The organism is Pelagibacterium lentulum (genome assembly GCF_003992625.1).
GTDB classification, from domain to species: domain Bacteria; phylum Pseudomonadota; class Alphaproteobacteria; order Rhizobiales; family Devosiaceae; genus Pelagibacterium; species Pelagibacterium lentulum.
On sequence record NZ_RZMW01000044.1, the window covers coordinates 17186 to 29267 of the forward strand.

Consider the following 12082-nt stretch of genomic DNA (forward strand, 5'->3'; position numbering starts at 1 on the left):
ATTTAAAGGAGGTGCCTATAATGGCTGCCGCTGCTCCTAGCGTTGGTGAACCGGTTTCCGGAAAGCCGCAATTTGAACCGACCGCTTATCACATCGTCGAGGCCGACAAGGGCGTTGCGCTCGATATCCGGAATTTCAACCTCTGGTACGGCAAGTCCCAGGCCCTTTTCGATGTGTCGCTCGGCGTGCAGACCGGCTTGGTCACAGCCATGATCGGGCCCTCGGGTTGCGGCAAGTCGACGTTGCTCCGGTCGCTCAACAGGATGAACGATCTTGTCGACGATCTGCGCATCGACGGCGAAGTCGTTGTGAGTGATGAGAACATCTATCGGGCTTCAATGGACGTGATCGCCCTGCGCAAGCGCATGGGCATGGTATTTCAAAAGCCCAATCCCTTTGCGATGTCGATTTTTGACAATGTCGTCTATCCGCTTCGTGTCGACGGCGTGACAAACCGCAAGGTGCTCGAAGATATATGCGAAAAGGCTTTGCGGGGCGCTGCACTCTGGAACGAGGTCAAGGATCGGCTCAAGGAGAGTGCGCTGGGGCTTTCTGGCGGTCAGCAACAGCGCCTATGTATTGCGCGCGCCATTGCTGGCGATCCCGAAGTGCTCCTTATGGATGAGCCATGTTCGGCTCTGGATCCAATTGCCACAGCCAAAATCGAGGAACTGATTGGCGAGCTGAAGGGCCAGTACACTATCGTTATAGTGACACATAACATGCAACAGGCGGCGCGCGTTTCCGACAACACCGCCTTCATGTATCTGGGGCGCCTTATTGAGTACGGCAACACCAATACAATGTTTACCAATCCGGCCAAGCAGCAGACCCATGACTATGTGACGGGTCGCTTCGGCTAAATCAAGCAATGTCAATTGGCCAATGGGCGCCAAACTGGGAAGTTGATCATGGTGACTACAGACCGAGAGCATATGGTTTCATCCTATGAGGAGGAATTGCGCACCCTCGCGGGGCTCGTTGCCGATATGGCATCATTGGTCGGCACCGCAGTCGGGGAGGCAGTCTCCGCGATGGCGAGCAACGATGTCGAAAGCGCTGAGGCAGTGGTCAAGGGCGACAAAGCTGTCGATGAGCTTCAGCACGAATTAGACAATCTTGCCGTTTCGATCATCGCGCGGCGGCAACCGGTTGCTTCGGATCTGCGTCTGATCGTGTCCTCGATCCACGTGGCTAACGATCTCGAGCGCATTGGCGACATGGCAAAGTCGATTGCGCGGCGCTGCGCAGATATAAATCCGGTGGGTGGTGTTGCCCCTCATATCAGCAGCCTGAAACAAATGGCAGACATTGCCACACGCCAGATCGCTATGGCCTATGATGCCTTCTCTACGCGAAATGAGGCTTCGGCGATTGCCGTTCTCGAGCATGACGTTGAAATCGACGCTGCTTATGTGGCAATCTTCCGTGAGCTTCTTACCTACATGATGGAAGACCCGCGCAACATTTCTGTCTGTACCCACCTGCTGTTCTGCGCCAAAAGTCTTGAGCGCGTTGGCGACCATGCGACCAATATTGCAGAACAGGCCTATTTTCTTGCGACTGGCAAGGATCTCGCTTCAGAAGAAGATAAGGTTAATCGCCGCCAAATCAGGGGGTAGAGTTCTCAGTGCAGTCTCATCTGCATGTTGTTGAGAAATGCAGTAAGGTTCTGGAACTGCCGCAAGGCAGTTCCAGACGTAAGGTCTGCCGCAACGGTTGCTATTGACGTTGCTGATTTACTCGCTTTGAGACTTCTGCGGCGGTTTCGACGCGTTCGGAATAGCGGTCCACCAGATGGTCGGCCCTGTCGCGCACGAGCAGGGTGAACTTGATAAGTTCTTCCATGACATCGACAATACGGTTGTAAAAGGGCGACGGCTTCATGCGACCGCTCTCATCGAACTCGTTGAACGCCTTGGGCACCGAGGACTGATTGGGAATCGTCACCATCCGCATCCAGCGGCCCAGTATGCGCATCTGGTTGACGGCATTGAACGACTGGCTACCGCCATTGACCTGCATGACGGCCAGCGTACGGCCCTGTGTTGGGCGCACGCCACCCATGGAAAGCGGGATCCAGTCGATCTGGGATTTCATCACCCCGGTCATGGCCCCATGACGCTCCGGTGAGCACCAGACCATACCTTCGGACCAAAGCGCCAGTTCCCGCAGTTCCGCCACCTTGGGGTGATCGGCAGGGCTGTCATCGGGCAGGGGTAGGCCCGCTGGGTTGAATATGCGCGTTTCGGCTCCGAACCGGCGCAGAAGTCGCGCGGCCTCCTGGGTGGCGAAACGGGAATAGGAGCGCTCGCGCAACGAGCCATAAAGCAGCAGAATACGCGGAGCATGGGTCTTGTGTTCCGGCGTGATTAGAGCCTGCTCTTCAATTGCCCGGAACTGTTCCTCGCGCAGGGCGGGAAAGGTATCCATGGGGTCAGACAACGCGCCGGCCCTCCGCATCGATGATCACTTCGCCGTCCTCCTTGGTGAACGGCCCAATATCGGGGTTGGGCAGAATGTCGAGCACCAGTTCTGATGGGCGGCATTGGCGCACGCCCTTGTCCGTCACGACAAATGGCCGGTTGATGAGAATGGGATATTCCAGCATGGCGTCGATGAGCCGTTCGTCTGAGACGTTCTCATCATCCAGGCCAAGGTCTTTGTAGGGAGCTTCCTTGGTTCGCATGGCCTTGCGCACCGGCAGTCCTGATTTTTCAATCAGAGCGACCAGTGTTTCTCTGCTTGGCGGCGTCTTGAGATATTCGATGATTTCGGGCTCTTCGCCCGACTGGCGGATCATGGCGAGGGTGTTGCGGGAGGTGCCGCAAAGCGGATTATGATAGATGGTAATGGTCATTATTCTTCCGCGAAATGGTGGCGATTACGATTGGCGAAGGCAACGAGCGACAGCATGACGGGCACTTCCACAAGGACGCCGACGACTGTTGCTAGCGCTGCGCCGGAATTAAGTCCGAACAGAGAGATGGCGACAGCCACAGCCAGTTCAAAGAAATTGGAGGTCCCAATCATGGCGCAGGGTGCTGCCACTTTGAACGGAACACGCCATTTCCATGCCGCCCAGAACGCGATGCCGAAAATGCCGTAAGACTGAATGAGCAGCGGTATGGCAATCAGCACAATCACCAGCGGATTGTCGATGATCGTCTGGCCCTGAAAACCAAACAGCAAGACAACCGTGGCCAACAACCCCAGAACCGAGAACGGCTTGATCTTTCCGTTGAAGGAAGCCAGTTCGTCCTCGGCGCGTGCGCCGGAACGCCTGGTGATTATCTGTCTGGTGACGATACCGGCAATGAGCGGGACGATCACGTAGAGTCCAACCGAGAGCAGCAGGGTTCCCCAGGGCACGGTCAACTCGGTCAGCCCCAACAGCAGCGCCACAATGGGCGCAAAAGCAAAGACCATAATCACGTCATTGACTGACACCTGAACCAGCGTATAGGCCGGGTCGCCCTTGGTCAGTTGCGACCAGACAAACACCATTGCTGTGCAGGGGGCCGCGCCGAGGATGATCAGGCCAGCGATATATTGCTGGGCATCGGCAGGGTCGATAAGCGGCGCAAATATGAAATTGAAGAAAAGGACAGCCAGCAATGCCATGGTGAAAGGCTTGATGAGCCAGTTCACCGCCAGTGTTATGATAAGGCCCTTGGGCTGCTTGCCGACCTGACCGATGGCCGTGAAATCGACGGCAACCATCATGGGATAGACCATCGCCCAGATCAGGATCGCGACGACAAAATTGACCGAGGCGTACTCAAATGACGCAAGTGTCTCAAACAGACCCGGCACGAGGTTGCCCAGCGCAATTCCCGCAACAATACACCCGGCCACCCAAACCGAGAGCCATTTTTCAAAAAAGCCGATGCCGCCCGCTGGTGCGGGTTGAGCAATATCTTGTGACATGATGAATCTCTAATCCCTGGTCTGGCCAATTTCGTCGAGATGTGATTTGAGCGCCGTGCGATCGAGGCTCGCAAGAGGCAGATTGACAAGCATCGCAATGCGATTGCTGAGCCGCCGCGCAGCCTCGGCAAAGGCAAAGCGCTTTTCATCTTCCGAACCTTGTGCAGCAGCGGGATCGGGAATACCCCAATGGGCAGTCATCGGGTGACCCGGCCAGATGGGGCAAGTTTCCTCCGCCGCGCTGTCGCAAACTGTAAAGATGAAATCGAATTTGGGCGCATCGGGCCTGCCGAATTCGTCCCAGCTTTTCGAGCGGGCAAAACCTGTATCGATATTAAGGCTCTTGAGCAGATCGAGCGTAAAAGGATGCACCTCGCCCTTGGGCTGACTTCCCGCCGAATAGGCTTTGAAGCGTCCCTTGCCATCGCGATTGAGCAAAGCCTCGGCGATAACCGAACGGGCGGAATTTCCGGTACACAGAAACAGGACATTATAGGGCGTGTCAGTCACAGCAAGCCTCAGCGCTTTGTTGGAGACAGGCAAGATTGTTGACAAGCGGCGTGCAGATTTCGGCGCGTCCGCCGCAGCAATCTTCAAGCAGGAAGGCGATGAGGTCTCCGGCTGCCTTGTAGCTGGCGCGATAGATGATAGAGCGGCCGTCGCGCTTGCTTTCGATCAGGTCGGCACGGGCAAGCGCAGCCAGATGGCTTGAAATTGTGTTCTGTCGGCCATCAACCTGCTCGGCGATGGTTCCTGCCGCCATGCCTTCTGGGCCGGCCTTTATAAGCAGCCGGAAAATGGCAAGGCGGGTTTCCTGACTGAGGGCCGCGAAGGCTTCGAGTGCTGCATTTGTATCCATATATCGAGAAGTATCGATATATGAGGCGAGGGTCAAGTGCATTTGAGAGGGTTAGAGTAAAGCTGCTATGCAATGAAAAGCAGATTTGCTCCAAGTAACGAAAAATCAGAGCTTTACAGGGGACCCGATGCGTATGCTTTCGTCGGCGGCAAGGCATATGTGCAGCGAGGCTACCGCGTCCTGCATGTGGCGGGCAAGGTCGAGGTTTTCCGAAATCGCCCTGTGCATATAGGCCTGCTGGCGCACACAAAGCGCATCGCGATCAAGGTGAAGCTGGCCGGGCAGGATTTCATCTTCTCCGCTCAGATGATGAATATGAAGTTCGTCGCCATTGCCTGAATCTACAATGGAAACAGAGCCTTGCGGGGTGACAACATCCTTGATGGTCTCGCCTAGGCGCGAGATCATCGGTCCCCATCCTGTCTCGAACCATCCGACCGAACCGTCCTCGAAAAGCACCTGCAACTGCCCGTAATTGTTCATATCCGGCGCGATCTCATTGGTTAGTCGCGCGCCGATCCCGCGAACCTCAATCGGCTTTGCATCCGTGATCTGGCACATCGCATCAAGATAATGCACACCGCAATCGACAAGGGGAGAAATGGTCTCCATCAATGCCTTGTGAACCGCCCAACCGGCACCTTGCGATTGCTGGTTCAGCGCGATGCGGAAGACATGCGGGCCACCAAAGTCACGGGCTTTTACAATGAGTTGCTGCCAGAGCGGATGATAGCGCAAGATATAGCCGACAAGCAGTTTCTTCCCGAGACGGCTTGCCGTTTCGACCACCCGTTCGGCGTCGGCGACATTGGTTGCCAGAGGCTTTTCGACAAACACATGTGCGCCAGCTTCCATTGCCTTGATGGCGAAGGCCGCATGGGTTTCCGAATAGGTACTAATGGAAACCAGATCGGGTTTGGTCGAAGCCAGTGCGTCATCGAAATTCATCCAGTGCGGCAACGCTGAAAATTCGGCAGGAACCGAACTACGGTTGCGTGTTACAACGCCCGCAATCTCGAAATCGGGGCTATCGCGATAGGCGCGCGCATGCGAACAGCCCATTGTGCCAAGTCCTGCAACGAGAACACGCATGGCGTTACGCAGCCTCCTCTTCCAATCGCACCATATGGCCGGGTGAGACTTCCCGATATGTGCGGGCGGGAGGCTCATAACCAACCAGCCGGATCGGGCTCATGATCTCGTCATTGCTGATCGGGCGGCGCAAGGCACGCCGGGCTGGATCGGGAACCGGCACAGCCGCCATCAGCTTTTTGGTATAGGGATGTTGGGGATTGGCAAATATCGCCTCGCGGGGCCCGATCTCGACAATCTCGCCCAGCAGCATCACCGCAACGCGATGGCTCACACGCTCCACAACAGCCATATCGTGGGAGATAAAGAGGTAAGAAAGCCCCAGTCGCTCCTGCAGATCGAGCAGAAGATTGACCACCTGGGCCTTGATTGAAACGTCGAGCGCGGAAACCGACTCGTCGGCAATAATGACTTTGGGATCGAGCGTTAAAGCGCGGGCAATTGATATGCGCTGGCGCTGGCCACCGGAAAATTCATGCGGATAGCGCTTGAGCATATCCGCGCTCAGGCCCACCTGTTCGATCAGTTCAGCCGCTTTCGCCCTTGCTTCTTTGCGTGTGCCGAGCTTGTGAACGATGAACGGCTCCATCAGCGCTTCGGCAATGGTCATGCGCGGATTCAGGCTCGCAAAGGGGTCCTGGAAAATCATCTGGATCGAACGGCGCAACTGGTTCAATTCGCTTCGTGTCACCGCATGCACATTCTGGCCGTTGACCGCAATTTCACCGCTCTCGGTATCGGTCAGCCGCATGATCGAACGGCCGATCGTGGATTTGCCGCACCCCGACTCCCCGACAAGCGAGAGTGTCTCGCCCTTGAAAAGGTCAAAGGAAACATTCTCGACTGCATGGACGGCACCGGTGCGACGACCGAACCAGCCCTTGTTGATCCCATAGCGCGTCACAAGGTTACGGACGGATAGAACAGGCTTTCCGGCCTCAACCTTTGTCGCGAGCGGCACTTCAGCACCGGGAATGCCGGTTTCCTTGTCAACGATACCAAAGCGCAAAGGATCGGGCTGGCCAATCATTGAGCCCATGCGCGGCACGGCGGCAAGCAATGCGCGTGTATAGGGGTGCGCGCCTTTGGTGAAAATGTCGGCGGTGGTGCCAGTTTCGACGGCCTCACCCTGATACATAACGATGGTACGGTCTGCGATTTCCGCCACAACGCCCATATCGTGCGTGATAAAGAGGACGGACATGCCTTCCTCTTCCTGCAAGGTCTTGATGAGATCGAGGATCTGGCCCTGAATAGTGACATCCAGCGCTGTGGTCGGCTCATCAGCAATCAGCAGTTTGGGGCGGCTCGCCAGCGCCATGGCAATCATGACGCGCTGTCGCATGCCGCCGGAGAACTGGTGCGGATATTCGCGGAGGCGCTGGGCGGCGTTGGGAATACGCACCTTCTCTAAAAGCCGGATGGTTTCCTCCTGCGCCTCTTTGGCTGACATGGGCTTGTGGCATGTCAAAGCCTCGGAGATCTGCCGCCCGACGGTGAAAACCGGATTGAGGCTGGTCATTGGCTCCTGAAAGATCATTGCAACATCGCGTCCACGAACCTTGCGCATCTCGGTGTCTTCGAGCGCCAGCAGGTCGCGGCCGTCGAGCGTGATCCGGCCTGAAATTCGGCTAGAGGTTTTCGGCAGGAGCCGCATCACCGAAAGTGATGTGACACTTTTGCCCGAGCCCGATTCCCCGACGATAGCGACGGTTTCTCCGGGCATCACATCGAAGGAAATGCCCCTCACGACCGTCTTCCATTCCCCTTCACTCAGAAACGAGGTCGTGAGATTGCGCACGGAAAGAACCGCTGCTGCGTTGGTTTCGGAAGTCGGCGTCATCTTTGGCGCTCCTTGATCCGTTTAGCTGTTTTGTTCGGCGCGTGCCGAAACGAAGGCTTTTGGCGTGAACTCGAAACCCTTGTCCCAAGGATAAGTCGGGTGCGGCTTGTGCCTGCGCTCTAGGCGCTCAATAAACTGGTCGACTACCCCCGTTGACAGCACCATAAGGCTGGGATTGGCAATCGGGGCCAACTCGGGCGAAAGATAGCCCGATTTAACCGCGATGATTTTAGCCGTCATGGGATCAAGACCGAGCGAGGTGAAATCCGCGATATTGTGGAAGGGACGACGGCGGGCTGTCACAACAAGGTCGATGCCACCAATACGCAAAACGGCTTGGCGTTCCACCGGGTCGGTAGCGTCGGAAACGAAGATCACTTCAAAAGCCCCTGTGAAGGGGACGCTGCCCTCGGTATCGAGTGAGGCGCCGACCGTAAGGTCCAGCCGGGCACCGGCACCGGCTTCATAAGCGGCATCGGTTGCTTTGCGATCTGCGATCCCTGCGAAAATGGTGCCGGTCGCTCCAGCTTTTACAAGCGCTGCAAAAAGTTCTGCTCGGTCACCAACACCGCCGCCGGTCGGGTTGTCGCCAGATTCAGCCAGAACGACCGGTCCCGTCTTGCTGGCGATAGCTTTGGCAACGAAATCCTCGATGGAGCCGGTTTCCGGCCCGAAGACGAAGGCATCGCGGACATCCCAATAGGCTTGGGCCATGGCCTTGGCCTCGGCTTCGAGCATGGCTCTGTCGGTGCCTGTCATTATCGCTGCGGCCGTTGCGCGCGGCTCATCGGCCCAGACATAGCCGACATTGAGGGATGCGTCCCAGATGCCGGGCTTTCCATCTATAGTGGCCAGCCGGGCGTAAAGGCTTTTTGCTGGCTCATCGACGGTGCTGGTACGTTCGCCCGGCAGCAGTACCGGAACCGGTGCCCAGACCACATGCGGGATTTCGCCGGTTTGAAGTGCCTTGACAAGCATGGAAACCGCGCGGCGCATGGTTTCTTCTACATCGATATGGGGCGCGGTGCGATAGGTGGAATAAATATCGATATTGTCGATGATGCGCTGGGACAGATTGCCGTGCAGGTCATAGCTGGTCGAAATGATGCAATCGGGGCCAACGACATCGCGCGCAGATGCTATCCAGTCGCCCTCTGCATCGTGCATGCCCTCGACATTCATTGCGCCATGCATGGCCAGATACAGACCGTCAAGCGAGCCAAACTCCTTGAGCCGGATCAGAAATTCGGACTTGAAAGCCTCATAGGTCTCGCGCGCAACCGGTCCACCGGCAATTGTCCGGGCATGAATGGTTGGGAGAAAGGTCGCATCGTAATCCTTGAGAGAAGCAAAGTAGGGCGCCTCGGCAAGCCCTTCGCCGCGCACCACGCGGAAATCTTCAGCGCGATTGAGCACCGGATTATAGGTACTGCACTCGATATGGATACCACCGACGGCGATGCGCATTAAAAGTCTCCAATACTAGATAAAGCCATGCAGGAAGGAGTGAGTGGCAACGCTGGCCGCGCCGACCGCCCAATCCGCATCCGCAACTTTGCGGAACTGGATCGGGGTGACGCCGGAAAGGCGCGGGAGTACGTTTGCCTCAATGGCCTGCTGCATGACGGTAGAAAACAGGCCGTCAAATCGTTCTTCCCGATGGGTGACAAGCACCATCTGGGGGTCGTTGATCTGAATGATCTGGGAAATGGCAAGACCCAGGGCGCTGCCAGCACGATGCAGCAGACGGATTGCGACCGATGACCCGGACGCTGCTGCACGTTCGATATCGTCGAGCGTCTCGGCCTTCAGGCCTTGGGCCCGCGCTGCGTCGAGAATGGCGATCATCGAGGCAACGGTGTCGAGGCAACCGGTTTTGCCGCAGCGGCAGGGCAGGCCATTGGGTTCAATCGTGCAATGGGCAATCTCGCCCGCGCCGCCATGCGCGCCACGATGCAACCTGTCATGCACGAAATGCGCAGCGCCAATACCCTTGCCCAGCCAGATCAGACTGAACGAGTGCATGTCGCGCGCTTCGCCGAACAACCGCTCGCTGACCGCAAGCGCTTTGGCGTCATTTTCTATGAAAGTTGGCAGATGGGTATGCTTGTGGATAATCTTTGCCAGCGGTACGTCCTGCCAGCCCAAAATCGTGGACTTGATGCAATTTGCCTGCTCCTGATCCACAAGTCCCGAGAGGGTAACACCCATTCCGAGTACACGCTTTTGCGCGACCGCAGCGCCGCCAATCAGCTTCGGCAAACAGTTGGCAATCGCCTGGGCGAATTCGTCAGGATCGGTGCTACGGGCGATATCGATGCGGTTGACAATTTCGCCTTTGAAATCGACCAGTGCAATGACTGCTGGGTCAGAAGCCATTGATACGCCTATGAAATAGGCGCCTTGCGGGTCGAGATCGAGAAGCGTTGATGGGCGCCCCTGTTTCTGGATCGTGCTGGTTTCGCGCAGCAGGTTCTTGTCGATCAATTCACGCGCCAGCCCGCTCATTGCAGCCTTGCTCAGCCCGATACGGGACACAAGTTCTGCGCGGGTGGTCGGGCCGGATGCGCTGATAAAGCGGAGGATTTGATAGTGCGTGAGTGTGAGCATCGGCCCCTTCCAGAATGGGTTGACATTATGTACGTCCAGTGAATTAATCAAGCTGATTTAGTTCAGAAATTGTACTAAGTAGGGAACTTAAGTCTAAAGTTTATCCAAAGAGGAGGCAGATCATGCCATCATTGTCCATACTCAGAAAGAGTTTGTTGGCCAGCGTATTCGTTGGCGCCGCATCGCTTTCTGCTGCAGCAATCGCGCAGGAACTGACTGTCATGCAGAGCGAGGCGCCGCGCTCCATGGATCCGGGCGATCAGAGCGCGACCTTCACCAATGCCCTGCTTGCACCGGTTTATGAAGGGCTCGTGCTTCGTGCGCCCGATCTTTCGCTGGTGCCGGGTTTGGCTACCGAATGGGAGCCGAATGCAGATGGAATCGAATGGACCTTCACTCTGCGTGATGGTGTCGTTTTCCACGATGGCACACCGTTTGATGCCGACGCCGTGGTTTACAACTTCGAGCGTCACCTCGATACCGATCGCGGTCTTGCCGCTTCCGGTCGATTGCGCACCTTCCTTGAAGGCGTGGAAAAAGTCGACGACTACACCGTCAAATTCACGCTCCAGGGGCCATATCCCGCGTTCCTGAACATCCTCACCACCAATGCGGGTCAGATCGTCAGCCCCACGGCGGATGCCGAAGGCAATCTCGGCGCAGCATCGGTCGGCACCGGGCCGTTCCAGATGGCCGAATACCGCTCCGGCGAGTTCGTTCTGCAGGAAAAGTTTGCCGATTATTGGGGTGACAATTCCCAAAGTGTTGAGGCGATCCGCTGGACATGGTCCTCCGAGCCTTCCGTGCTTTCGATGGCACTCCAGACTGGCGATGCCGACGTGATCAACCCGGTTCCGCCGGCATTCGCGCAGGTCATCGATGCCAATCCGGAGCTTGAGCTTCATGTGTCGGACGGTTCGGCCGTTTTCTGGGTTGCGCTTAATACCGAAGCCGAAGCGCTTTCGGATGTGCGCGTACGTCAGGCGCTGAACTTTGCCACTGACAGGGACGGCATCGTCAACGCGATAATGTCGGGTTACGCCACGCCGGCCAACTCGCCACTTGCAACCGTTTCGGAAGGTTACAACCCGGATTTGGACCCTTATCCGCTCGATCTCGATCGTGCGCGTGAGTTGCTCGAAGAAGCCGGCTATGGCGATGGATTCTCCATGTCGGTCGTTGTTCAGGAACACGAGTCGCGCATCGGCGAAGTCCTGCAGGCCATGTGGGCGGAAATCGGTGTCGAACTCGACGTGCGCCGCATGGAAAGCGGTGTCTGGTCGGCTGCCGCATTCGGCAACGTTGAGCAAAAGGCACAGGAAGGCGTGGATTCGGTCATCGCGTCCTGGTCTTCGGGCGTTAACGGTCCGGACCTGCAATTCCGTCCGCTTTATCACTCGTCCAGCTTTGCTCCTGGCAGCGCCAACCTTGGCTTCTACCACAGCGAGGAGTTCGATTCCTTGCTCGACGAAGCGGCAGCAACAGTCGATGTCGATGCTCGAAACGCAATCTATGGCCAGTTGCAGGAAATCGTCAACGAAGACGCTCCCCACGTTCTGCTCTATGTCTCGCGGGACCTCTATGCGACTCGCGAGGGCGTGGAGAATGTATGGATGATTCCAGGCGGCCTGGTGCGCGTCGATACTGCAACCAAGCGGTAATTAACAATGAGAGCGGGCTGGCGGAAATCTGCCAGCCCGTTCCGAAAGCGCTTTGCCCTGATCGGTTTCCGGTTCTGGGATAAAGAC

General features: G+C 56.9%; 12 protein-coding genes. 3 read left to right on the top strand and 9 right to left on the bottom strand.

The annotated features are described in order from the left end of the window. Positions 1-20 precede the first annotated feature (20 nt). Positions 21-863, top strand: coding sequence for a phosphate ABC transporter ATP-binding protein PstB (gene pstB, locus EO133_RS18095; protein ID WP_127074063.1), 843 nt, complete (start codon positions 21-23; stop codon positions 861-863). Between the two features lie 48 nt (positions 864-911). Further along, entirely contained in the window at positions 912-1622 is a 711-nt protein-coding gene (phoU, locus tag EO133_RS18100) for a phosphate signaling complex protein PhoU (RefSeq protein WP_127074064.1), read from the top strand. A gap of 100 nt (positions 1623-1722) precedes the next feature. On the opposite strand, the gene arsH is transcribed toward phoU, so the two are convergent. From arsH to EO133_RS18145, 9 genes are all read right to left on the bottom strand, one after another. Continuing rightward, complete coding sequence (arsH, locus tag EO133_RS18105) at positions 1723-2463, bottom strand: arsenical resistance protein ArsH (protein WP_428372676.1); 741 nt, start codon at positions 2461-2463, stop codon at positions 1723-1725. Beyond that, positions 2438-2860 carry an arsenate reductase (glutaredoxin) gene (gene arsC / locus EO133_RS18110; protein WP_127074065.1) on the bottom strand — a complete coding sequence of 141 codons (423 nt, stop codon included), beginning with the start codon at positions 2858-2860 and terminating at the stop codon, positions 2438-2440. Before arsC ends, arsH begins: the two co-directional genes overlap by 26 nt. Beyond that, entirely contained in the window at positions 2860-3930 is a 1071-nt protein-coding gene (arsB, locus tag EO133_RS18115; RefSeq protein WP_127074066.1) for an ACR3 family arsenite efflux transporter, read from the bottom strand. The genes arsC and arsB overlap by 1 nt, the downstream gene beginning before the upstream one ends. Positions 3931-3939: 9 nt before the next feature. After that, a complete protein-coding gene (locus tag EO133_RS18120) occupies positions 3940-4440 on the bottom strand; it encodes an arsenate reductase ArsC (protein WP_127074067.1) in 501 nt (166 codons plus the stop codon). Further along, positions 4433-4789, bottom strand: a complete 357-nt coding sequence (locus EO133_RS18125; protein WP_127074068.1) for an ArsR/SmtB family transcription factor — start codon at positions 4787-4789, stop codon at positions 4433-4435. The genes EO133_RS18120 and EO133_RS18125 overlap by 8 nt, the downstream gene beginning before the upstream one ends. A gap of 105 nt (positions 4790-4894) precedes the next feature. Then, positions 4895-5881 carry a Gfo/Idh/MocA family protein gene (locus EO133_RS18130; protein WP_127074069.1) on the bottom strand — a complete coding sequence of 329 codons (987 nt, stop codon included), beginning with the start codon at positions 5879-5881 and terminating at the stop codon, positions 4895-4897. Positions 5882-5885: 4 nt separating this feature from the next. Continuing rightward, on the bottom strand, positions 5886-7724 hold the full coding sequence (locus EO133_RS18135) for an ABC transporter ATP-binding protein (RefSeq protein WP_127074070.1): 1839 nt from the start codon (positions 7722-7724) through the stop codon (positions 5886-5888). Between the two features lie 21 nt (positions 7725-7745). Further along, positions 7746-9191: a M81 family metallopeptidase gene (locus EO133_RS18140; protein ID WP_127074071.1), complete on the bottom strand. Its 1446-nt coding sequence runs from the start codon at positions 9189-9191 to the stop codon at positions 7746-7748. Between the two features lie 15 nt (positions 9192-9206). Beyond that, positions 9207-10334, bottom strand: a complete 1128-nt coding sequence (locus EO133_RS18145) for an ROK family transcriptional regulator (RefSeq protein ID WP_127074072.1) — start codon at positions 10332-10334, stop codon at positions 9207-9209. A 122-nt stretch (positions 10335-10456) separates the two neighbouring features. Between EO133_RS18145 and EO133_RS18150 the strand changes: the two genes are divergently transcribed. Further along, positions 10457-11995 (top strand): ABC transporter substrate-binding protein, encoded by a 1539-nt coding sequence (locus EO133_RS18150; RefSeq protein ID WP_127074073.1) that lies wholly within the window; start codon positions 10457-10459, stop codon positions 11993-11995. The last annotated feature ends 87 nt before the right edge of the window (positions 11996-12082 follow it).